Origin of the sequence: Rhodoluna sp., assembly GCF_024639375.1 — a bacterium.
Lineage (GTDB): Bacteria > Actinomycetota > Actinomycetes > Actinomycetales > Microbacteriaceae > Rhodoluna.
Genome location: NZ_JAHEIM010000008.1, coordinates 20,732 through 43,751, shown reverse-complemented (window position 1 = coordinate 43,751; position 23,020 = coordinate 20,732). Strand labels below are relative to the sequence as shown.

At 53.0% G+C, this 23,020-nt stretch carries 23 protein-coding genes; 21 read left to right on the top strand and 2 right to left on the bottom strand.

Features of this window, described 5'->3' with window-relative positions; translation table 11 throughout:
• Window positions 1-4: 4 nt before the first annotated feature.
• Together Q0L28_RS03695 and Q0L28_RS03690 are read right to left on the bottom strand one after the other, a co-directional pair.
• Window positions 5-1,243 carry a DUF349 domain-containing protein gene (locus tag Q0L28_RS03695; RefSeq protein ID WP_296631776.1) on the bottom strand — a complete coding sequence of 413 codons (1,239 nt, stop codon included), beginning with the start codon at window positions 1,241-1,243 and terminating at the stop codon, window positions 5-7.
• Between the two features lie 40 nt (window positions 1,244-1,283).
• The gene (locus tag Q0L28_RS03690; protein ID WP_296631773.1) at window positions 1,284-2,045 is read right to left on the bottom strand and encodes a peptidylprolyl isomerase; all 762 of its coding nucleotides are present in this window, start codon (window positions 2,043-2,045) and stop codon (window positions 1,284-1,286) included.
• 83 nt (window positions 2,046-2,128) lie between these two features.
• Here Q0L28_RS03690 and Q0L28_RS03685 point away from each other — a divergent pair, with 83 nt between their 5' ends.
• The 21 genes from Q0L28_RS03685 to pyrF all read left to right on the top strand — a co-directional run bounded on the left by Q0L28_RS03685 (window position 2,129) and on the right by pyrF (window position 23,020).
• Window positions 2,129-3,469 (top strand): replication-associated recombination protein A, encoded by a 1,341-nt coding sequence (locus tag Q0L28_RS03685; RefSeq protein WP_296631772.1) that lies wholly within the window; start codon window positions 2,129-2,131, stop codon window positions 3,467-3,469.
• A 190-nt stretch (window positions 3,470-3,659) separates the two neighbouring features.
• Window positions 3,660-4,289, top strand: a complete 630-nt coding sequence (gene rpsD, locus Q0L28_RS03680; RefSeq protein WP_296631769.1) for a 30S ribosomal protein S4 — start codon at window positions 3,660-3,662, stop codon at window positions 4,287-4,289.
• Between the two features lie 18 nt (window positions 4,290-4,307).
• The gene (locus tag Q0L28_RS03675) at window positions 4,308-4,655 is read left to right on the top strand and encodes a DUF948 domain-containing protein (RefSeq protein WP_296631767.1); all 348 of its coding nucleotides are present in this window, start codon (window positions 4,308-4,310) and stop codon (window positions 4,653-4,655) included.
• 9 nt (window positions 4,656-4,664) lie between these two features.
• A complete protein-coding gene (locus Q0L28_RS03670; protein ID WP_296631764.1) occupies window positions 4,665-4,985 on the top strand; it encodes a hypothetical protein in 321 nt (106 codons plus the stop codon).
• Between the two features lie 3 nt (window positions 4,986-4,988).
• The gene (gene alaS, locus Q0L28_RS03665; RefSeq protein WP_296631761.1) at window positions 4,989-7,646 is read left to right on the top strand and encodes an alanine--tRNA ligase; all 2,658 of its coding nucleotides are present in this window, start codon (window positions 4,989-4,991) and stop codon (window positions 7,644-7,646) included.
• A complete protein-coding gene (gene ruvX, locus Q0L28_RS03660; RefSeq protein ID WP_296631758.1) occupies window positions 7,646-8,113 on the top strand; it encodes a Holliday junction resolvase RuvX in 468 nt (155 codons plus the stop codon). Before alaS ends, ruvX begins: the two co-directional genes overlap by 1 nt.
• Window positions 8,106-9,158: an endolytic transglycosylase MltG gene (mltG, locus tag Q0L28_RS03655; protein ID WP_296631753.1), complete on the top strand. Its 1,053-nt coding sequence runs from the start codon at window positions 8,106-8,108 to the stop codon at window positions 9,156-9,158. Before ruvX ends, mltG begins: the two co-directional genes overlap by 8 nt.
• Window positions 9,151-10,002 (top strand): shikimate dehydrogenase, encoded by an 852-nt coding sequence (locus Q0L28_RS03650; protein WP_296631750.1) that lies wholly within the window; start codon window positions 9,151-9,153, stop codon window positions 10,000-10,002. Before mltG ends, Q0L28_RS03650 begins: the two co-directional genes overlap by 8 nt.
• Before the next feature lie 52 nt (window positions 10,003-10,054).
• Window positions 10,055-11,266, top strand: a complete 1,212-nt coding sequence (gene aroC / locus Q0L28_RS03645) for a chorismate synthase (protein WP_296631749.1) — start codon at window positions 10,055-10,057, stop codon at window positions 11,264-11,266.
• A complete protein-coding gene (locus Q0L28_RS03640) occupies window positions 11,259-11,759 on the top strand; it encodes a shikimate kinase (RefSeq protein WP_296631746.1) in 501 nt (166 codons plus the stop codon). The genes aroC and Q0L28_RS03640 overlap by 8 nt, the downstream gene beginning before the upstream one ends.
• Window positions 11,759-12,841, top strand: coding sequence for a 3-dehydroquinate synthase (gene aroB / locus Q0L28_RS03635; RefSeq protein WP_296631744.1), 1,083 nt, complete (start codon window positions 11,759-11,761; stop codon window positions 12,839-12,841). Before Q0L28_RS03640 ends, aroB begins: the two co-directional genes overlap by 1 nt.
• Before the next feature lie 15 nt (window positions 12,842-12,856).
• On the top strand, window positions 12,857-13,294 hold the full coding sequence (locus tag Q0L28_RS03630; protein ID WP_296631742.1) for a type II 3-dehydroquinate dehydratase: 438 nt from the start codon (window positions 12,857-12,859) through the stop codon (window positions 13,292-13,294).
• A 93-nt stretch (window positions 13,295-13,387) separates the two neighbouring features.
• Window positions 13,388-13,951, top strand: a complete 564-nt coding sequence (gene efp, locus Q0L28_RS03625) for an elongation factor P (RefSeq protein ID WP_296631740.1) — start codon at window positions 13,388-13,390, stop codon at window positions 13,949-13,951.
• Window positions 13,952-13,955: 4 nt separating this feature from the next.
• Window positions 13,956-14,375 (top strand): transcription antitermination factor NusB, encoded by a 420-nt coding sequence (gene nusB / locus Q0L28_RS03620; RefSeq protein WP_296631737.1) that lies wholly within the window; start codon window positions 13,956-13,958, stop codon window positions 14,373-14,375.
• 70 nt (window positions 14,376-14,445) lie between these two features.
• Complete coding sequence (gene pyrR / locus Q0L28_RS03615; protein ID WP_296631734.1) at window positions 14,446-15,000, top strand: bifunctional pyr operon transcriptional regulator/uracil phosphoribosyltransferase PyrR; 555 nt, start codon at window positions 14,446-14,448, stop codon at window positions 14,998-15,000.
• A 5-nt stretch (window positions 15,001-15,005) separates the two neighbouring features.
• Window positions 15,006-15,965: an aspartate carbamoyltransferase catalytic subunit gene (locus Q0L28_RS03610; RefSeq protein ID WP_296631819.1), complete on the top strand. Its 960-nt coding sequence runs from the start codon at window positions 15,006-15,008 to the stop codon at window positions 15,963-15,965.
• Window positions 15,955-17,250 (top strand): dihydroorotase, encoded by a 1,296-nt coding sequence (locus tag Q0L28_RS03605; protein ID WP_296631731.1) that lies wholly within the window; start codon window positions 15,955-15,957, stop codon window positions 17,248-17,250. The genes Q0L28_RS03610 and Q0L28_RS03605 overlap by 11 nt, the downstream gene beginning before the upstream one ends.
• A complete protein-coding gene (locus Q0L28_RS03600; protein WP_296631728.1) occupies window positions 17,250-17,750 on the top strand; it encodes a hypothetical protein in 501 nt (166 codons plus the stop codon). The genes Q0L28_RS03605 and Q0L28_RS03600 overlap by 1 nt, the downstream gene beginning before the upstream one ends.
• A complete protein-coding gene (carA, locus tag Q0L28_RS03595; RefSeq protein ID WP_296631727.1) occupies window positions 17,747-18,877 on the top strand; it encodes a glutamine-hydrolyzing carbamoyl-phosphate synthase small subunit in 1,131 nt (376 codons plus the stop codon). The genes Q0L28_RS03600 and carA overlap by 4 nt, the downstream gene beginning before the upstream one ends.
• Window positions 18,877-22,173, top strand: coding sequence for a carbamoyl-phosphate synthase large subunit (gene carB / locus Q0L28_RS03590; protein WP_296631725.1), 3,297 nt, complete (start codon window positions 18,877-18,879; stop codon window positions 22,171-22,173). Before carA ends, carB begins: the two co-directional genes overlap by 1 nt.
• Window positions 22,163-23,020: an orotidine-5'-phosphate decarboxylase gene (gene pyrF / locus Q0L28_RS03585; RefSeq protein WP_296631721.1), complete on the top strand. Its 858-nt coding sequence runs from the start codon at window positions 22,163-22,165 to the stop codon at window positions 23,018-23,020. The genes carB and pyrF overlap by 11 nt, the downstream gene beginning before the upstream one ends.

The window sequence follows — 23,020 nt, the reverse complement described above, 5'->3', positions numbered from 1 at the left end:
ATGCTTAGGCCATTGAAGCTTTAACAACTTCAAGCCATGCCTTGCGTGCGGCTAGGGCTTCGGTTGCAGCGGCAGTCTTCTTGGCGTCTTTAGCTGCAGTTGCTTTAGCTAGATCTGCCTCAAGCTTCTTGATCGAGTCTTCAAGTTGAGCAAGAACGCCGTTTGAACGCTCAATAACCTCAGGGTCACTCTTGCGCCACTCGTCTTCTTCAACCTTGCGAACCTTGGCTTCAATTGCACGAAGTTTGTCTTCGGTCTCGCGAAGCTTCTCTTTAGGAACCTTGCCGGCTTTTTCCCACTTGGTCTGCACCGCTGCAAGTTGCTTCTTTGCTTCAGCAAGATTCTTGGTTGGGTCAATCTGCTCTGCTTCTTTAAGCAGTGCAAGTTTGGTCTCTAGGTTTGCAGCATATTCAACGCTTTCAACCGCAACCTGCTCTGACTTAGCAGAATAGATTGCATCTCCGGCTGCCTTGAACTGAGCCCACATGGCGTCGTCTGATTTGCCAGGAGTGCGGCCGCTGGCCTTCCACTCATCAAGCAGTTTGCGATATTCAACAACTGCATCGGCACCCTTAGAAACCAAAGCTTCTGCGCGGGCAACGATGTCGGCCTTCTTTGACTTTGCTGCCTTGGTGACAGCGTCTAGGCCTGCGAAGTACTGGCGCTTGTTTCCTTCAAAGCGAGTGCGTGCACTCGAGAAGCGCTTCCAAAGTGCATCTGCTTCAGACTTAGAAACCTTTGGGCCATTTTTCTGAACGGCTTGCCACTCTTCGAAAAGAGCAGTCAGTTCAACAGTTGAATTTTTCCACTGGGTTTTTGTGGTGTCTTGGTTAGCGATTGCTTCGGCCTTGGTCACAATCTCGGTGCGCTTAGCAATTGCCTCGGCGGTTGCTTCTTTTGAAGATTCGTGCTTCTCAGCAACTAACGCTGCAATCTTTGTGTCAAGGTTTGAAACGCGACGGCGAAGGTCGGCAATGTCGCCAACTGCTGCTGGTTCTTTTAATTCTTCGGCAAGCTTTTGCGCTGCCTTCTTCAAACCGTGAGCGTCAACCTTGTTTGCCACACGCTGCTCGAGAATTCGAACCTGTGCTTCGATGTCGGCAAACTTGCGCTCAAAATAAGCGAGTGCATCGGCGGCTGGCACGTTTGGGTACTGACCAACTTTGCGCTCGGAGCCAGACTCGGTCACATAAACGTTGTTTTCTGAATCGACGCGACCGAATGAATTAGTGGTTGTTGACACTTGAGGCTCCTGAGTTTGGTGTCCGTGAATACGCTTAGTTTTATTTTAGGCTGATGGCGCCGAGCTTTGTTTCGACCTTTGGCTTGCCATCACTGCCACCATCGGCAACGCCGGCCTTAATGATCGGCTGAAGTGAGTCCAAGCCCTTAGTGATTTCACCAAATACGGTGTAGCCACCAACGGCATCCGCAGGAATCGGGCTGTCTTTATAAACGATGAAGAACTGGCTGCCCATGCTGGCAGCGTTGCCACCCTGGCGAGCCATTGCCAAGACGCCGGTCTTGTAGACGTTGTCGGCCGGTGCGTTTTCGATTGGGCCGAATGAGTAGCCCGGGCCACCGGTGCCATCCCCCTTAGGGTCGCCACACTGCAACACAAAAATGCCTGCAGTAGTAAGTCGGTGACAGCTGACATCGTTATAGAAGCCAGATTTGGCCAAGGTGATGAAGTTGGCAACGGCCTGAGGTGCCTTCTTGCCATCGAGTGAGACCGAAAGGCTCTCGCCGTTGATTTTCATGGTGCCGTTCCAGGTGCGAGATTCGGCAACGCTAGGGGCTGGAGCAGCTGAAGCATTAGCGCTTGGGGTTGGCGAGCTGGCCACGTGACCCGGGCCGAAGCCAAAGTAGCTGAGTTGCAAAATGGCAGCCAACACCACTGCGCCGGCAGAAACAATTAGTGCCAAGCGGTTATCGCGACTACGGCGCGCTTTGGCAACCTCGTTTTGACCCTGCTTAGCTTCATACTCAGCCAAGCGTGCGGCTGCGCTTGCATAAATGTTCTGGTGCTTCTTTTTCGATGCCATTAGTGCCCCTCTAGAAATGCTCTCGCTCGATATTACGCAAGTTATTAGCGACTGGCTTGCAGGCTTTCGATTAGCCTTTGCTTATGTCTGATCAGTCGGGGTTCTATTCATCGGTGATGCCATTGGCCGCCAGAATGCGCCCTTCGACTATGGATGAGTTGGTAGGCCAAAAGCATCTGCTGGGCGCGGGTTCTCCATTGCGAGCCTTGGCTCAAAAAGCCGAACCAGGAGAGAAGGCCAGCACTGTTTCGGTGATCCTTTGGGGCCCGCCGGGAACCGGTAAGACCACCATCGCTCAACTGGTGGCTCGACTCAGCGGTCGCCGTTTCGTTGAACTAAGCGCCATCACAGCAGGCGTCAAAGATGTTCGTGAAGTGATGGAACGCGCCCGAGCCGATCGCGACACGTATGGCGTAAGCACGATTTTGTTCTTGGACGAGATTCACCGCTTCTCAAAGGCCCAACAAGACGCCTTGCTGCCTGGCGTGGAAAACGGCTGGATTGTGCTGATTGCGGCAACCACCGAAAATCCGAGTTTCTCAGTAATTGCACCGCTGCTTTCAAGATCGCTAATGCTCACATTGAACTCGCTGGGCGACGATGACATCGAAACCCTGCTCAAGCGTGCGGTTGAAGACCCACGTGGCCTGGCCGCCAAGGTCGAGCTTGAAGCCGAAGTGATTCCCCACATTGTGCGCCTGGCCGATGGCGATGCCCGCCGCGCTCTCACCGTTCTCGAGGCCTCTGCCGCCGTTGCCACCGCTCGCGCCGGCAAGAAGGCCGTGAAAATCACGGTAGACGACGTAGCCAAGGCCATGGATCGCGCCCTGGTTCGCTATGACAAAGATGGCGATCAGCATTACGACGTCATTAGCGCCTTTATCAAGTCGGTTCGCGGTTCAGATGCCGATGCCGCGGTGCACTATTTGGCCCGCATGATCGAAGCCGGAGAAGACCCGCGCTTCATCGCTCGACGGCTCATCATTTTGGCAGCGGAGGACATTGGCCTGGCCGACCCGCAGGCACTTGGCATCGCGGTAGCCGCCGCCGAAGCTGTCGCCATGATCGGCATGCCCGAAGGGCGCATTCCGCTATCCGAGGTGACTATTTATTTGGCCCTGGCCCCAAAGAGCAACACCGCCTACAACGCAATTAATAGCGCTTTGGATGACGTTCGCGCCGGGGTGTTTGGCGAAGTGCCAAAGCCGCTGCGCAGTTCAAACTATGCCGGAGCTAAGAAGACCGGGGCAGGGGTGGGCTATGCCTACCCGCACGATGACCCCAAATCGGTTGTGCCACAGCGCTATTTGGCCGATAAGTCACTCGGTCGCACTTATTACCTACCCAAAGACATCGGGGCCGAGCGCGAATACGTCGATCGCTGGCCAAGGCTGCGCGCAATCATCCGAGGCTTCAAAAAATAGCCCTTTCGCTGTTAGGATTGACAGGTTGCCGACTGGAGCACTCAAACGCGGCTGTGCGAGTGCTCAATTCACGGTGCGACCCTCTAATAGCCGGAGGGTCCGTGGCAGAGGATCCAATCCAAGATCCCCTTTTGTGAACATTGACCGCTATAACCGCGACCGCTTAATTGCAGTTGCATGAAAGGAACACGTGTCTAAAACCACACGTACCCGCAGTAAAACGCGTTTGTCTCGTGCGTTGGGCCTAGCCCTAACGCCGAAGGCAGCAAAGTACCTAGAAAAGCGCCCGTATGCTCCAGGTGAGCACGGTCGCACCAAGAAGAAGGCCGACAGCGACTACGCCGTTCGTCTTCGCGAGAAGCAGCGTTTGCGCGCCCAGTACGGTATTCGTGAAGCACAGCTTCGCAAGACCTTCCAAGAGGCAAAGCGCACCGACGGCCTAACTGGTGAAAACCTAGTTGAGCTTCTAGAGATGCGTCTTGACGCAATCGTGCTACGCGCAGGTTTCGCTCGCACAATTGCTCAGGCACGTCAGATGGTTGTACACCGTCACATCCTGGTAAACGGCGAGCGAGTTGACCGTCCTTCATTCCGTGTGAAGCCAGGTCAGCTAGTGCACGTGCACGAGAAGTCAGAGAAGACCGAGCCTTTCCAGATTGCGGCAGCCGGCGGTCACGTCGACGTATTGCCTCCAGTTCCTGGTTACTTGGATGTTGCTCTTGACAAGTTGCACGTGACCTTGACTCGACGCCCAAAGCGTGCTGAAGTTCCAGTTACCTGTGAAGTTCAGCTTGTTGTTGAGTACTACGCAGCTCGATAAAACAACTTAGGAGTTCAGATGAGCGGTGGAGACATTGCAGCTTTGATTGCAGCCGGAGCGTTCGCGCTCTTGGTGCTGTTTATTGCAGTGCCATTGCTAAAGCTTGGCCGCGTGCTAGACGAGACTCGTGAATCAATTCGCGATCTCAACAACAGCGTGGCTCCACTGCTCACTGAACTTACCGACACAGTCACCGAAGCCAACAAGCAGTTGGCTCGCGTGGATGTAATCACTGAAAACGTTGCCGAAGTTAGTGCCAACATCAGTTCGCTGGTTGCCGTATTTTCTTCGACCGTTGGTTCACCACTGGTAAAACTTGCAGGCCTTGCCCAAGGTTTGCGTTCAAATCTCACTAAGAAGAAGTAGGTAACGACCATGAAGAAGTTGTTCTGGATTATTGTTGGCATCTTTGCCGGTGTTGAGATTAAGAAGCAGCTCGACAAGAACCCTGAAGCTCAGGCAAAACTTGATGACGCTACTAAGCGTGCTCGTGAATTTGGCGAGCAGATTGCCGAGCAGGTAACCGAGGGTTTCAAGGAGCGCACTTCAGAACTTCGCGGAACTCCTCGCAAGCCAGCAGCTAAGAAGTCGGCAGCAAAGAAGCCTGCGGCCAAAAAGCCAGCGGCTGCCAAGAAGCCTGCTGCAAAGACTGCTCCTGCAACAAAGCCGGCTAGCGCGCCCGCTTCAGACATCTAATAAATGCAGACGGCAGAAATCCGCCAACGCTGGCTCAACTTTTTTGAGGGCAAAGGCCACACTGTTGTTCCATCTGCATCGCTAATTAGCGAAGACCCGTCACTGCTTTTCACAGTGGCCGGCATGGTTCCTTTTATTCCATACATGAGTGGCTTGGTGCCTGCGCCATACCCACGCGCAACCAGCGTTCAAAAGTGTGTGCGAACCCTAGACATTGAAGAAGTAGGCAAGACCACTCGTCACGGCACCTTCTTTCAGATGAACGGCAACTTCTCATTCGGCGATTACTTCAAAAAAGAAGCAATCGCTTATGCGTGGGAGTTTCTAACCGGTTCAAAAGAATCAGGTTGCCTGGGCCTAGACCCACAGCTGCTTTGGGTGACTGTTTTTCAAGACGACGACGAATCTATTTCGATTTGGCGTGATGTTGCCGACATTCCGATGGAGCGTATTCAGCGCCGTGGCATGAAAGACAACTACTGGTCCACTGGCCAGCCTGGGCCTGCTGGCCCTTGTTCTGAGATTTATTACGACCGTGGCCCGGCATATGGTCGCGAGGGTGGCCCAGAGGCCGACGAAGATCGATACATCGAAATCTGGAACCTCGTGTTCATGCAATATGAGCGTGGCCAAGGAACCGGAAAAGACAACTTTGAAATTCTTGGTGAACTGCCGAAGAAAAACATTGACACCGGAATGGGTCTGGAGCGCGTTGCGTTCTTGATGCAGGGTGTTGAGAATCTTTATGAGATCGACCAGGTTCGCCCAGTGCTTGATTTGGCTGCGCAGCTTTCGGGCAAAACATATGGCGCTGTTGTAGAAGACGACGTGCGCATGCGTGTGGTTGCCGATCACGTGCGTTCAGCTTTGATGTTGATTGGTGACGGCGTCACTCCGGCTAACGATGGCCGCGGATACGTATTGCGTCGTTTGCTTCGTCGTTCGGTTCGAGCCATGCGTTTGCTTGGTGTTGACACTCCGATTTTCAAGATTCTTTTCACTGCATCTAAGGACGCGATGAAGGCCGCGTATCCGGAGTTGGAAACCGACTTCGAGCGAATTTTGAAAACCGCTATTGCCGAAGAGGAAACCTTCTTGCGCACTCTTACCGCGGGCACCGTTTATCTCGACGAGGCTCTTGATGCGGTCAAAGCTTCGGGCTCGAAACAACTTGCTGGCGACGCTGCGTTCTTGTTGCACGACACCTACGGTTTTCCAATTGATTTAACTCTTGAAATTGCCGAAGAAGCTGGGCTCACTGTTGACCGCGATGGCTTCAAGTCGTTGATGGCTGAACAACGTGATCGCGCCAAGGCCGATGCTCGCGAAAAGAAACTCGGCGGAACCGATCTTTCGGTTTACTCGGCTTTCCGCGCCAAGGGTGTTACCAAGTTCGCAGGCTACGAAGAGCTGGCCACGGGCGCCGAGGTATTGGGTCTGATTGTTGATGGCGCCGACGCCAAGCACGCCAAGCAGGGTCAAATTGCCGAAGTAATTTTGAACGAGACATCGTTCTATGCCGAATCTGGTGGTCAGGACTCTGACGCAGGTTTCATCGTTGCTGATGGAATGCAGCTAGAGGTTCTAGATGTGCAGAAGCCGGTCAAGGGTCTAATCAGCCACAAGGTTTTGGTTCGCAGCGGTGAGGTTTCAGTTGGTCAAAAAGTGACCACTCAGGTTGACGCCGACTGGCGCCTCGGTGCTTGCCAAGCTCACTCGGCAACCCACGTTGTGCACGCAGCTCTTCGTCAGGTACTTGGCCCGTCTGCATTGCAGAGCGGCTCATACAACAAGCCTGGCTACATGCGCTTGGACTTTGCTTGGACACAGGCGCTGTCGCTTGAAACACGCAGCGAAATCGAAGAAGTCACTAACTTGGCTATCCGCGGTGATCTTGCAGTAAGCGCGCAATACATGTCATTGCCTGAGGCAAAGACATGGGGAGCGGTTGCGCTGTTTGGTGAGACCTACGACGAGAGTGTTCGCGTTGTTCAGGTTGGTGGCCCGTGGTCGCGCGAACTCTGCGGTGGAACTCACGTTGCACGCAGTTCGCAAATTGGTTTGGTTTCGTTGATCGGCGAATCAAGCGTTGGCTCTGGTTCACGTCGTGTTGAGGCACTTGTTGGCATCGAGGCATTCCGTGCACTCTCTGCCGAGCGTGCTTTGGTTGCACGTCTTTCTGAATCAATGAAGGCACCTAAAGAGCAGCTTGAAGAGCGATTGGCCCAAACCATCGAAGAACTAAAGGTTGCTCAGCGCAAACTTGCTGCAGTGCAGGCAAGCCAGCTGGCTACCCGAATTCCAGAACTTATTGCAAGTGCCAAAGAGTTCAAGGGCAGCAAATTTGTTGCAACAAACCTTGGTGAACTTGACTCTGTGGATGACCTTCGCACACTTGCTTCACAGTTGCGCGACAAGTTTGGCGACACCTCTGCCACGGCAGCGCTGTTTGCAGTCATTGCAGAAAAGCCAATGCTGGTTGTAGCAACCACAATTACTGCACGTCAGCACGGCATCAAAGCTGGAGCATTGGTGAAGGTTGCCAGTGCAATTCTTGGCGGCGGTGGCGGCGGCAAGGATGACATGGCCCAAGGTGGCGGTCAAGACGTTAGCAAAATTGATGCAGCCGTGGTTGCAATCGAAGGGGCGTTGAACGCATAGTGCGTTCTGGGCGCCGTTTGGCCGTCGACGTGGGCAAGGTTCGCGTTGGTTTGGCTATCTCTGATTTCCACGCAATTCTTGCAAGTGGTTTGGCAACCGTTGCCCGCGCCGAGAGTGCCGAGCAAACCGCAAAAGATATTCTTGCTGCTCTGGCTGGTGAAGAAGTGATCGAAATTTATGTCGGCCTGCCATTGAACATGTCAGGTGGCGAAACGGCATCAACTGCGGATGCGATCTCGATTGCTAAGGCGTTGGCTGCGCTGTCGCCGGTTGAGGTTCGCATGATCGATGAGCGACTGACCACTGTGGCTGCCACGGCAGCACTGCAATCCTCAGGCAAGAATTCTAAGCAATCACGACCGATTATTGATCAGGTGGCTGCCACCGTTATCTTGGAACAAGCCATGGAGTTGGAAAAATCCAGTGGCGGGAAACCGGGTAAGAGTTTGGAGCAAATCGATGACTAAGCGCGTTTTTGTTCGTCGTCGCCTTGCCGCCCTGCTCGCGTTGGTTCTAGTGCTTGCAGTGGGTTCCGGTGTTGCATATGTGAACCGAGGCGTGATTCGAGCAGGTTTGGATCAACTGCTTGGCAACGACTACTCGGGCCCTGGTGTTGAGGAAGTTAAATTCACTGTGAACTCTGGTGATACCGGAGAAGTCATTGCGCAACACCTTGTTGACGCAGGCATCACCAAGAATTTCCGTGTGACCTATCAATTAATTCTGGATTTGAACCCAACTTTTTATCCGGGCACTTTTGCAATGAAGACGCACATGACTTCGGCAGCCGCGATTGCCGTGCTATCCGATCGAAACTCGGCATCTCTCGAGAGGGCCGTAATCAAAGAGGGCCTTCGTGCCAGCAACGTTTTTGCGGTGTTAAGTGAAAAAACCGGAATGCCTGTTTCTGATTTTCAGCAATATTTCAAACAGCCAACAGCATTTGGCTTGAGCGCTAACCTGCCCAGCATCGAGGGCTACTTGTTCCCGGCAACCTACACATTTGTGCCGGGTTCTTCTGCAAAAGAAATCTTGCAAGTGATGGTTGACCGCATGCAGCAAGAGCTCGACAAATTCGGAATTGCGGCAAAGGATGCAAATCGAGTTTTGACATTGGCTTCGGTGGTGCAAAAAGAGGCTCGCATCGAAAGTGACTTCTTTAAGGTTTCAGCAACATTCCTGAATCGCATCAAGGCGGGTATGCGTTTGCAATCTGACGCAACTGTGAGCTACGGAGTAAATGGCTCAACGGTGAGTACCAGTGCAGCCGATCGCGCCAACGATAATCCTTGGAATACCTATTTGCAAGATGGTTTGCCCGTTGCGCCAATCAGCGCACCCGGTGCACTGGCAATCGACGCAGCACTTCACCCGGCGAATGGAAAATGGCTGTACTTCTGCACCATCAATCTTGAAACCGGCGAAACGGTTTTCAGCAATACTTATGCGGAGCACGAAAAGGCGGTAGCGCTTTGGAGAGCCTGGATGAAAGAGAACCCTGGTTATGAGTAAAAAGTTTGCGGTTTTGGGTTCCCCAATTGAGCACTCAAAATCACCGGCAATTCATCTTGCCGCTTACCGAGTTTTGGGAACCGACTGGGAGTATGGCCGCGCTGAAGTAAAGAAGGGTGCATTGCGCACTTTTATTGGCGCCCTGCAGCAACAGTGGAACGGTTTCAGCGTGACCATGCCGCTGAAAGAAGAAGCTTTCAGATTTGCCAATCAGGTTGATGAGCTGGCGGCGGCAACCAAAGCGGTCAATACATTGGAACATCGCGAAGATGGCACCTGGTTCGGTTACAACACCGACGTCTTCGGAATCATGCAGGCAGTTCGCCAAGTTCAATCGAATCCGCCAAAAAAGGCCGTAGTGATTGGTTCAGGGGCCACCGCAACGTCAGCGCTGGTTGCGATTTCAAAACTCAACCCATCATGCGAAGTGCTAATTTCCGCCCGCAATTCAAGCACGCGCAAATCAACCATCGCGTTCGCAAAATCGATTGGGCTCAAAGCCAAGCGCTCTTGGAGTATTTCAAACTCGATCGCTGGTGCACAGTTGACTGTCAGCACGGTTCCGGCTCAAGCCATGGATGATCTTGCCGTTCGCCTTGAGCGACTCGAACTCTGGAAGCCAGGCGGCATGCTGCTTGATGTGGCTTACAACCCTTGGCCGAGCAAGTTGGCCACTGTTTTTGCAGCAAGGGGAGCAGGTGTTGCCAGTGGCTTAGAAATGCTGATTTGGCAGGCAATTGCGCAGATTCGCATCTTCACGTTCTCGAATCCATCCCAAGAATTGCCGAATGAAATCGCAGTGCTTGAAGCTATGCGCATCTCGGTTTCAGAATCTAACGCCTAAGTAGCCAGGCAGCCTAACCAGCATTGTCTTGGTCTGTGAGAGAATTGCAGGCATGTTACGTTGGATCACCGCAGGAGAATCGCACGGCCCTGAGCTTGTTGCTGTTCTAGAAGGCCTGCCAGCCGGAACCCCTATCACCACTGCCGAGGTGCAAGATGCTCTTGCTCGCCGTCGCTTGGGATATGGTCGCGGTGCTCGCATGAAGTTCGAGCAAGACGAGGTTTCGCTATCTGGTGGCGTGCGTCACGGCCTAACTATGGGTGGTCCGGTTGCCATCACCGTGGCCAACACCGAGTGGCCAAAGTGGCAAGACGTAATGTCGGCTGACCCGGTGGATGAAGCAAAACTTTCTGGAGCTCGCGCTGAAGCGCTAACGCGCCCTCGTCCTGGCCACGCTGACTTCACCGGCATGCAGAAGTACGGTTTTCTTGACAGCCGCCCGGTGCTTGAGCGTGCGAGTGCTCGAGAGACTGCAGCACGTGTTGCACTTGGCGCCGTGGCTTCAAAATTCTTGAATGAACTTGGCATCTTCTTGGTGACTCACACCGTTGGCATTGGCCCGGTTATGGCACCAGCAGATGCACCAGTGCCTACTCCAAGTGATGTGGCCAAGCTAGATGAAGACCCAATGCGTTGTTTCAATGCAGATGTCTCAGCCGCAATGGTTGCTGAAGTTGACGAGTGTCACAAAGAAGGCGACACCCTTGGTGGTGTAGTTGAAACTTTGGTTTACGGCTTGCCACCCGGCCTTGGCAGCTTTGTTCATTGGGATCGCAGGCTTGACTCTCAACTTGCTGGCGCACTGATGGGCATCCAGGCAATTAAGGGTGTCGAAGTGGGCGACGGTTTCGAAACCGCTCGTCGTCGCGGTTCAGTTGCGCATGACGAAATTGAACGTGACGCCTCTGGTGTTGTTCACCGTTTGACCCACCGCGCCGGTGGCATTGAAGGTGGCATGAGCAATGGTGAAATTTTGCGCGTTCGTGCAGCAATGAAACCAATCTCAACGATTCCTAAAGCGCTATCGACAATCGATGTTGCCACCGGTGAGGCTGCAAAGGCACACCACCAGCGCTCAGATGTTTGTGCGGTTCCTGCTGCCGGTGTTGTTGCTGAAGCCATGGTCGCTCTGGTGATTGCTAACTCAGTGCTTGAAAAGTTTGGTGGCGATTCAGTTGCTGAAAGCAAGCGCAATCTAACCAGCTACCTAGAAAACATCCCTGCGGTGTTGGCATCAACCGACACCACTTCTTGGCGTGCCTAATAAAAGTGAGCTACTAGTTCTTGTCGGCCCGATGGGGGTCGGCAAAACCACCGTTGGTCGAAAACTTGCCAAGTCGCTCAAGGTTCCGTTTATCGACACCGACGCGTTGTTTGTTGAAGAACACGGTGAAATTGCTGCATACTTTGCGGCTCACGGTGAATCAGCGTTTCGAGAATTAGAGCACGAAGCATTGCTGAAAGCTCTGGCGCAACCGGCTGTAATTGCAACCGGCGGCGGAGCAGTGCTATTGCCGAAGAATCAAGAGCTTCTCGGTGAGGCAACGGTGATTTACCTTTCAACCGATGGCAAGCACATTGGGTCACGATTGAAAAATGGAAACCGCCCTTTGATCAAATCGGGCGTTGAAGATTGGAAGCGCATCTACAACGAACGCAAACCAATCTATGAAAAGTTAGCTGACATCGAAGTCAACACCTCGGGTCAAACCCTCAACACCACGATTTCAGAAATCCGCGAGAAACTAGGTATCTAATGTCAGACAAAACTGTGATTGAAGTCTCTGGAGATAACCCGTACTCGGTTGTCATTGGTCGCGCGTTGCTGGGTGAAGTGCCAGCAGCTCTTGCCAAGTCGGTTAGCAAGGTATTGATTGTGCACCCGGTGGGGCTCTCACCAAGTGCCGAACTTTTGCGCGAAACCCTTGTTGAGGCCGGCTATGAAGCAATTCTTGCTGGCGTGCCAGACAGCGAAGATGCCAAGCGCGTGGAGGTTGCAGCTTTTTGCTGGGGAGTCATGGGTCAAGCCGATTTCACTCGCACCGATGCGGTGATTGGTTTTGGTGGCGGTTCAACTACCGACCTAGCGGGCTTTGTTGCAGCAACTTGGTTGCGCGGCGTAAAACTGATTCAAGTGCCAACCACTTTGCTTGGCATGGTGGATGCCGCAATTGGCGGAAAAACCGGAATCAACACTGCCGAAGGTAAAAACCTCGTTGGTGTTTTTCACGCACCGAGCGCTGTGATCATTGACCTCGACACCTTGCAAAGTTTGGCTCGCAACGAAATCTTGGCCGGCTTTGGTGAAGTTGTGAAATATGGCTTCATCGCCGACGAGCGCATCCTTGAATTGATTGAGGCCGATGTAGCTGTTGCAACTGATCCAACATCCGAAGTGTTTCAAGAAATTATTGAGCGATCGGTCGCCATCAAAGCGCGAGTAGTGGGTGAAGATTTCAAGGAATCTGGTCTGCGCGAAATTTTGAACTACGGCCACACGCTTGGTCACGCCATTGAGCACGCCGAACGCTATAAGTGGCGTCACGGTGCCGCGATTTCGATTGGCATGGTGTTCGTTGCAGAGCTCGCTCGCCTTGCCGGGCGCCTAAACGATGCTGCAGTTGACCGTCATCGCAGTGTGCTCAACTTGCTTGGCTTGCCGACTACTTACCCGGCTGCAAAATGGGGCCAACTGCAGGAGACCATGCAGCGCGATAAAAAGACTCGCGCCGGCACCTTGCGTTTTGTGGTTCTCGATGACATTGCCAAGCCAACCATCATGACTGCGCCTGCGATTGAACTTTTGCACGCCGCCTTCCAAGAGATTGTTGAAGGCTAGCGGTAACCTTTGCTTATGCAAACTGTGTTGGTTTTGAATGGCCCAAATCTTGGTCGCCTAGGTGCTCGCGAACCCGAGATCTATGGGGCAACCGACTACGCTGGGCTGGTCACAGCGCTTGAGGCCCACGGGGCATCCGAGGGAATTGCCGTTGAGGTACGCCAAACCGACAGCGAGGCAGAACTTATTTCTTGGCTGCATGAGGCAGTAGATCGCCAAATCGACGTTGTGCTAAACCCAGCAGCTTTCACGCACTACTCATATGCAGTTCGAGATGCCGCCGTTCAGATCACCAAGTCTGGCAAGCGCTTGATTGAGGTTCACCTGAGCAACCCACACTCGCGTGAAGAATTTCGCCACACCAGCGTGATTTCAGCGGTTGCTACCGGCTACATCGCCGGTTTTGGCGTCAATTCTTACCTTTTGGCCTTGACTCAGCTGGCATCTAAATAACCCGCGTCGACTACACTTAATCCAGTGAATGCGGCTGAGTCCGCCTTTTTTTATGTATAAAACCTTAAACACCGAAATGAGTGAGTGATTGTCATGGCAACTTCAAACGACTTGAAGAACGGCATGGTTCTAAACATCGAAGGTCAGCTATGGGCTGTCATCGAATTCCAGCACGTAAAGCCTGGCAAAGGCGCCGCATTTGTGCGTTCAAAGCTAAAGAACGTGATGACTGGCAAGGTTGTTGACAAGACTTTTAACGCTGGTGTGAAGGTTGAAACCGCCAACGTTGACAAGCGCAACATGACCTACCTATACAACGACGGTGAAGGCTACATCTTTATGGATGGCGAGACTTTCGACCAGGTGAGCCTTAACGACGCCACTGTTGGCGATGCAAAGAACTACCTGCTTGAGAACCAGGAAGCCGTTGTTGCGATGCACGAGGGCAACCCAATCTACGTTGAACTTCCAGCCTCAGTAGTTCTAGAAGTTACCTACACCGAGCCTGGTTTGCAGGGTGACCGCTCAAGCGGTGGCACCAAGCCAGCAACCGTTGAGACCGGTCTTCAGATTCAGGTTCCGTTGTTCCTTGAGAACGGCACCAAGGTTCGCGTTGACACTCGCACCGGTGACTACCTCGGTCGAGTAACCGAATAATCCTTTGAGCGCTCGCACAAAAGCACGTAAGCGCGCAGTTGATGCGGTATTCGCCGCAGACCTGCGCAAGATTTCTCCGCTTACTCTGATCAACGAGGTAGCTGAGCTCACGGCCGACCGCCAAAACCAAGACGCAATCTTTGGCTACGCCAAGCAGATCGTTCAAGGCATTGTCGACAACCACAACGAAATCGATGACCTGCTTGACACCTATTCGCAGGGTTGGGCCATCGACCGCATGCCAAACGTTGACCGCGCCATTTTGCGTGTGGCAGTTTGGGAAATCATGTTCAACGATGAGGTACCCGACGCGGTAGCCATAAATGAAGCCGTTGAGATGGCCAAAGAGTTGTCTACGGATGAATCCGGGGCATTTATCAACGGATTGCTGACCAGAATCTCGGCTACAAAGGCTGCGCAGTAGGGCAGTAGCCTGTTAGAGTATCCACAACATCCTTTAAAGACCGTCCAGAGAGGCGGAGAAGGAGGTGGGCGTGTCTTCACGCACCGTCTTGAGCAGCGACGACATAGATCGCGCAGTTACTCGAATAGCTCACGAGATTCTTGAAGCCAACACTGCTTTGCAGAAGAGCGGCACCGCAAACCTAGTAATTCTGGGCATTCCAACCCGTGGCGTCATTTTGGCTGAGCGCATTGCCAAAGTTATTGAAAAAGCCGAACCTGGAGTAGACCGCGAGCAGTTGCTTGGTCGTCTTGACATCACCATGTACCGCGATGATTTGGCTTCAAACCCAACTCGCAGCGTCACCGAAACTCACATTCCAAGTCAGGGCATCGACGACAAAGTTGTGGTTCTTGTTGACGACGTTTTGTTTAGTGGTCGCACAATTCGAGCGGCTTTGGATGCGCTAAACGACTACGGACGCCCGCGCGCGGTGCGACTCGCGGTGTTGGTTGATCGCGGTCACCGTGAGTTGCCAATTCGAGCCGATTTTGTTGGCAAAAACCTGCCGACTGCTCGTGAAGAGCGCATTCGCGTGCAGCTAACCGAAGCCGATGGTCAGAACGGTGTGGTGATCGAATCATGAGCAATTTGAAGAATTTGTTGTCAGCCGGTGATCTAGACCGCGACTTTGCAATTCACTTGCTTGACGTTGCCGAAGGCATGGCCGATGTGAATGACCGGGAGATCAAGAAGTTGCCAACTCTGCGGGGCAAGACCGTGGTGAATCTATTCTTCGAGGATTCAACACGCACTCGCATTTCATTTGAATTGGCTGCCAAGCGTTTGTCGGCAGATGTAATCAATTTTTCCGCCAAGGGTTCGAGCGTTTCAAAAGGCGAGAGCCTAAAGGACACCGCACAAACTCTTGAAGCCATGGGTGCCGATGCTGTGGTCATTCGCCATCACGCATCCGGGGCAGCAAATGTTCTCGCACACAGCGGTTGGATCAACGGCGCGATCGTGAACGCTGGAGACGGCACTCACGAACACCCGACTCAGGCGCTGCTTGATGCATTCACCATGCGCAAGCGAATTCACGGCACCGCTTCTGCAGGCAAGGGCCTTGACGGTGTGAAGGTAGCAATTACTGGGGATGTGTTGCACTCGCGCGTTGCTCGCTCGAACCTGCTGTTGCTGAACACACTTGGAGCTGAGGTGCACTTTGTTGCGCCACCTACTTTGCTACCGGCTAACCCAAGCAATTGGAATGCCAAGCTGCACTACAGCCTGGATGACGTGATTGATTTAGAAAAGCCCGACGTGCTGATGATGCTTCGAGTGCAAACTGAACGCATGAACGCATCTTTCTTTCCGAGCGAGCGTGAGTACTCGCGCATCTGGGGTCTAAACGGCGAACGCTTGTTGCGCCTAAAGGACACTGCAATCGTGATGCACCCAGGGCCTATGAACCGCGGTCTTGAGATTGACGCGGTTTCTGCAGATTCACCAAAGTCGACGGTGCTTGAACAAGTGGCCAATGGTGTTTCAGTGCGCATGGCAGTTTTGTTCACACTTCTTTCGGGCGAAAGGGCCACTGATGTCAGCTAATTACATTTTGAAGAACGCCACTCTGGTCGATGGCACCATTGCTGACATCGCCATCACGGGTGAACAAATCACGGCAATCGGCACGAGTCTTTCTGGCATCGAAGAAATCGACTGCACCGGCTTGGTTGCTCTGCCAGGTTTTGTTGATTTGCACACGCACTTACGTGAGCCAGGTTTTGAGCAAAGCGAAACGGTTTTGACCGGCACTCAGGCTGCTGCAGTTGGTGGCTTCACGGCTGTGCATGCCATGGCTAACACCTCGCCAGTTGCTGACACCGCCGGCGTAGTCGAGCAGGTTGCCACTTTGGGTCGCGAGGCCGGCTATGCCGACGTGCACCCGATTGGTGCGGTCACCGTTGGCCTCGACGGCAAGCAGATGGCTGAGCTAGGGGCAATGGCAAACTCAAAGGCCAAGGTTCGAGTTTTCTCGGATGACGGCAAGTGTGTTCACGATCCAGTGATCATGCGTCGCGCCTTGGAATATGTAAAAGCGTTCGACGGTGTGATTGCACAGCACGCGCAAGAGCCTCGCCTCACCGAAGGTGCTCAGATGAACGAGGGAGCGGTTTCTGCCGAGCTTGGACTAGTTGGCTGGCCGGCTGTTGCAGAAGAGTCGATCATCGCTCGAGATGTTTTGTTAGCCGAGCACGTTGGTTCAAGAGTTCACATTTGTCACCTGTCTACCGCTGGCTCGGTTGAGATTATCCGTTGGGCAAAAGCGCGCGGCATCAATGTGACTGCAGAGGTCACCCCACACCACTTATTGCTAACCGATGAGCTTGTGCGTTCGTATGACGCTGTCTACAAAGTGAACCCGCCGCTTCGCACTCAGCAAGATGTTTTTGCTCTTCGTGAAGCTCTGATTGACGGCACCATCGACATCATCGCTACCGATCATGCTCCGCACCCAATCGAAGCAAAAGATTGCGAATGGTCTGCTGCGGCGTTCGGAATGTTAGGCCTCGAGACTGCGGCGTCAATTGCGCAAGAGGTTCTCATCGACAGTGGCAAGTCTGATTGGGCTCGTTTGGCTCAGGTGATGTCACATAACCCAGCTCAAATTGCACGTGACGAAGAAGCCGGTCAGGCGATCGAAGTTGGTTCGGTGGCGAACATCGCACTGGTTGACCCAACCGCTAAGCGAACTATCATTGCCGACAGCGCATCGAAGTCAAAGAACTCGCCTTACATCGGCATGCAGTTGCCTGGGCGAGTGAAGCACACAATTTACCGCGGATACTTCACTGTTCGCGACGGCAAGTTGTCGGCAAAGGGGCGTGCTTAATGACTAAAAACACAATGGCTTTGATTGCCATCGTTCTGGTGGTTGGTTTCGCAGGCCTTGCAGTTCGATCTTGGATTCGACGAAAAACGCAGCAGTCGGCAAATTTTTCTCGCCCACTTGAGGCCCTCGAATTCTTTGGTGAGCAACTCGCTGAAGCAACTGGTTTTTATGTTGCGACAACTTATGCCCAGAATCCTCTAGAGCGCATCGCCGCCTATGGCCTTGGTGGTCGTGGGGTTGCAAAGGTGGTCGTATTCACCGAGGGTGTGCTAATCGTTCGCACCGGCGAAGTGCCGCTGGCCATCGACAAGGCTTCAATCTTGCGTGTGGGCACCAACCAGGCTGTTATTGATCGCGCCGTTGAGCCAGGCGGCTTGATTTCTATCGAATGGCAGCACGAGCAATCTCAGCTGGCAACCCACCTTCGCATCGTTGACGAAAAACAGCGACGCGCAATCTTGAATTCACTAATGAGCATCACTCGAGAGGTAACCAAATGACCCAAGCCTTACTAGTTCTAGAAGACGGTCGTGTATTTCACGGCAAGCCATATGGCGCAATTGGTTCTTCTCTCGGCGAGATCGTTTTTGCAACCGGCATGACCGGATACCAAGAGACGCTCACTGACCCTTCTTATGCAGGTCAAATTGTGGTGCAGACCGCGCCTCACATTGGCAACACCGGAGTAAACGCTCGCGACGAGGAGTCAGCCAAAGTTTGGGTTGCTGGCTATGTTGTGCGTGACCCGTCTCGCATCGTTTCAAACTTTCGCGCCGAGGCGAGCCTCGATGAGGAACTTACTAAATACAACATCGTGGGCATTTCAAACATTGACACCCGTGCGCTAACTCGTCACCTGCGTTCTGCAGGCTCCATGCGTGCCGGAGTATTTTCTGGCAATGCGGCTACCCAGCCGATTGCCGAGCTTCTAGCCCAGGTGAATGGCGCGGCAAAGATGAAGGGTCTTTCGCTGAGCGATGTTGTGACAACAGCCGAAACCTATTCGGTTGCAGCCGAAGGTGAGAAAGTTGGCAAGGTTGCCATTCTTGATCTTGGCATCAAGAAGTCGACAATCGAACACATGACCGCACGTGGTCTCGACGTTGTGGTGCTGCCAGCAAAATCAGATGCGGCAACTATTCTCGAGCAAAACCCAGACGCGGTGTTTTATTCGAATGGTCCAGGTGACCCTGAGGCCGCAGCTGGTCAGGTAACTGTTCTTCAAGAAATTCTCAAAGCGAAGATTCCGTTCTTCGGCATTTGCTTTGGCAACCAATTGCTAGGTCGCGCACTTGGCTTTGACACCTACAAGTTGCCTTTCGGACACCGCGGCATCAACCAGCCGGTGCTCGATCGCCGCACTGGTCGCGTTGAAGTGACTGCTCACAACCACGGTTTCGCAGTAAAGATTGATGGCGGCCCAGAAGTGCAAAGCCCAGCTGGCTTCGGTCGCGTTCAGGTTAGCCACGTCTCGCTAAATGACGACTGCGTTGAAGGTTTGGAGTGCCTAGACATTCCTGCCTTCTCTGTTCAATATCACCCAGAGGCCGCAGCCGGCCCACACGATTCAAATTATCTTTTCGACCGTTTGGTTGAACTCGTCAAGACCAACAAGGTGGCCAAGTAATGCCAAAACGTTCAGACATTCAAAGCGTTCTAGTTATCGGCTCAGGCCCAATCGTTATTGGCCAGGCTTGCGAGTTTGACTATTCAGGAACACAGGCTTGCCGCGTACTTCGCGCCGAGGGCATCCGTGTGATCTTGGTTAACTCAAACCCGGCCACAATCATGACCGACCCAGACTTCGCCGATGCAACTTACATCGAGCCAATTACTCCAGAAGTAATTGAGGCAATCATTGCCAAAGAGAAGCCAGACGCAATTCTGCCTACCCTTGGTGGCCAAACCGCATTGAACGCTGCAATGGCGTTGCATGAGCTGGGCATTCTAGAGAAGTACAACGTTGAGCTAATTGGCGCCAAGGTTGATGCAATTAAAAAGGGTGAAGACCGCCAAATCTTCAAGCAGTTGGTGCTTGATGCTGGTGCCGATGTTGCAAAGTCGGTTATTTGTGGCACTTTGGATGAATGTATCGACGCTGCCGGTGAACTTGGCTACCCGCTAATGGTTCAGCCTTCGTTCACCATGGGTGGTTTGGGTTCAGGCTTTGCTTACGACGAAGAAGAGCTACGTCGCATTTGTGGTTCAGGTCTTCAGGCGAGCCCGGTTTCACAGGTTCTGCTTTCTGAATCAATTTTGGGTTGGAAAGAATACGAGCTCGAATTGATGCGCGACACCAATGACAACTGTGTTGTGGTGTGTTCAATCGAAAACGTTGACCCAGTCGGTGTGCACACCGGTGACTCAATCACCGTTGCACCGGCACTTACGCTTACCGACCGCGAATACCAGAACCTGCGCGACATCAGCATTGACATCATTCGTGCCGTAGGTGTCGACACAGGAGGTTGCAACATTCAGTTTGCAGTGAACCCAGAGAATGGGCGAGTGGTAGTTATCGAGATGAACCCGCGCGTTAGCCGTTCATCAGCACTTGCTTCGAAGGCAACTGGTTTTCCAATCGCCAAGATTGCCGCAAAACTTGCAATTGGTTACACGCTCGATGAGATTCCAAACGACATCACTCGCGTGACTCCTGCCAGCTTCGAACCGACGCTTGATTACATCGTGGTGAAGGTTCCACGCTTTGCTTTCGAGAAGTTCCCGGCAGCAAACCCAGAACTAACCACCACCATGAAATCAGTTGGTGAGGCCATGGCAATCGGCCGCAACTATTCACAGGCGTTGCAAAAGGCGCTGCGAAGCCTTGAACGTCGCGGCTCTTCATTCCACTGGAATGGGGTGCCAGGAAATAAGGCCGAACTGTTGGAAGCAATTAAGACGCCAACCGATGGCCGCATCGTGCTGTTGCAGCAAGCTCTTCGCGCCGGTGCAACCGCTGCCGAAGTATTCGAGTCAACCAAGATGGACCCTTGGTTCATTGATCAGATTGTTTTGATCAACGAGGTTGCTGATGATATTGCTGCTGCGCCTTCACTTGATGCTGAGGTTATTCGCAACGCGAAGGATCACGGCTTTAGCGACATTCAAATCGCTGACTTGCGTGGTTTGTCTGAAACCGAAGTTCGTTTGATGCGCCATGACCTCATGTTGCGCCCAGTTTTCAAGACCGTGGATACCTGTGCCGGTGAGTTCCCAGCATTGACTCCGTATCACTACAGCACCTACGAAGAAGAAACCGAAGTCGTTCCTTCTGACCGCAAGAAAGTTGTAATTTTGGGTTCAGGCCCTAATCGAATTGGTCAGGGCGTCGAGTTCGACTACAGCTGTGTGCACGCATCTTTCGCGCTCTCTGATGCCGGCTACGAAACCATCATGATCAACTGCAACCCTGAAACGGTTTCAACCGACTACGACACTTCAGACCGCTTGTACTTCGAACCACTGACTCTTGAAGACGTGCTTGAGGTAATTCACGCCGAGCAGCAGAGTGGTCAATTGGTTGGCGTTGTGGTTCAGCTGGGCGGTCAAACCGCACTTGGTTTGGCAAAGGGTCTTGAGGCCGAAGGTATTCCAATTCTTGGCACCAGCCCGAGTGCAATTGACCTTGCCGAAGAGCGAGGCCTGTTCTCCAAGATTCTTGATGACGGTGGATTGCTATCACCGGCCAACGGAACCGCAACGACCCTTGCCGACGCAGAAATCATTGCTAACCGCATTGGCTACCCAGTTTTGGTTCGTCCATCATTCGTTCTTGGTGGTCGCGGCATGGAGATCGTCTATGACCAAAATGGAATTCGTGATTACTTCGATCGCATCGAAGACCAAGGAATTGTTGGCCCGAGCCACCCACTATTGGTTGACCGTTTCTTGGATGACGCAATCGAGATTGACATTGACGCGTTGTTTGACGGCACCGATCTTTTCGTAGGTGGCGTGATGGAGCACATTGAAGAGGCCGGAATTCACTCTGGTGACTCAAGCTGTACCTTGCCGCCAATCACGATGAGCGATTCACAGATTGCACGCGTGCGTGAAGCAACTCTAAAGATTGCTCAGGGCATTGGCGTTCGCGGTTTGCTAAACGTGCAGTTCGCATTAGCTGCGGATGTGCTTTACGTGCTAGAGGCAAACCCACGTGCATCTCGCACCGTGCCTTTTGTTTCAAAGGCGCTCGGCATCACATTGGCAAAGGCCGCTTCACTCGTGATGGTTGGCAAAACTATCAAGCAACTGATCAGTGAGGGTCACTTGCCAGAAAAGGATGGCACCTACATTCCAGCTGGCGCGCCAATTGCCGTGAAAGAAGCGGTGCTTCCGTTCAAGCGTTTTGCTACCAAGGATGGTCGCTTCGTTGATTCGCTGCTTGGTCCAGAAATGCGTTCAACCGGTGAAGTTATGGGCATCGACGTTGACTTTCCAAAGGCGTTTGCCAAGAGTCAGGCTGGCGCAGGAAGTGCGTTACCTACCTCGGGAAGCATCTTCATCTCGGTTGCCGACCGCGATAAGCCACAGGTTGTTTTGCCAGTGCGTCGTTTGCAGCAACTTGGTTACCGCGTCTTGGCAACCAGTGGCACAGCTGCAATCCTGGCGCGCCACGGAATTGAAGTTGAAGTAGTGAGCAAGCACTCTGAAACTTCAACAGATGGCACACCCTCGATTGTTGATTTGATTGGTGCAGGCAAGGTGGATGTTGTGGTGAACACTCCATCGGGTTCAAGTGCACGCAAGGATGGCTACGAGATTCGTGCCGCTACTACGGCAGCCGATAAGGCAATCTTCACGACGATTGCACAGTTGAGTGCAGCGATTGGCTCATTCGAGGCTGTTATCGCTGGACCATTCTCAGTGAAGTCACTTCAGGAGCACGCACACGACAGGGCGGTTGCACTTGCCAACTAGTTTCGCAAAAAAGGTAGAAACCGCATTCGAGAAATACGGTCAGCTTTGCGTTGGCATTGACCCGCACGCAGCTTTGTTGTCGGACTGGGGTCTTGACGATAACGTGACTGGTCTCGAAGAGTTCGCCAACCGTGCACTCGATGCAGCGGTAGGTCGAGTTGGAATCATCAAGCCACAGGTTTCTTTCTTTGAGCGTCACGGTTCAGCTGGTTTTGCTGTGCTTGAGAAGCTTGCCGAGAGAGCTGCAGCCACCGATGTTGTTGTCATCATGGATGCAAAGCGCGGGGACATTGGCACAACAATGGACGCCTACTTCGACGCCTGGCTCGGTGCCAACGCTCCATTTGTTTGCGATGCACTTACCGTTTCGCCATACCTTGGCTTCGACTCTTTGAAGCCATTGATGAAAGAATGTCTAGAGCGAGGCAAGGGCCTATTTGTGCTTTCGGCAACTTCAAACCCCGAAGGCGCCGCTTTGCAACGAGCCACCACTGGCAATGAAACCATCGCTGCACAGATTTGGCACGGTCTCGGCGAAATCAACAGGGTAACCGCCGGACCAAATGAAAAGTTTGGTTCTTTCGGCGCTGTGCTCGGTGCCACTCTGAACCTAAATAGTTTCGGTTTGTCATCGGTGCTCGAGGGTCAAGCCTCAGCCGGCACACTAATTTTGGCTCCGGGATTCGGTGCCCAGGGTGCCGAACTTTCGGCCAGCAAAATTCTGTTCGGCGCTGCATCGGCACAAACTCTGCACTCGGTTTCACGAAGTGTTCTGTCAGCCGGTGCCAACGGCATGGCCAAGGCAATCGATGCCGCAAAGGCCGAATTAGTTGTCGGTTTAGGCTAA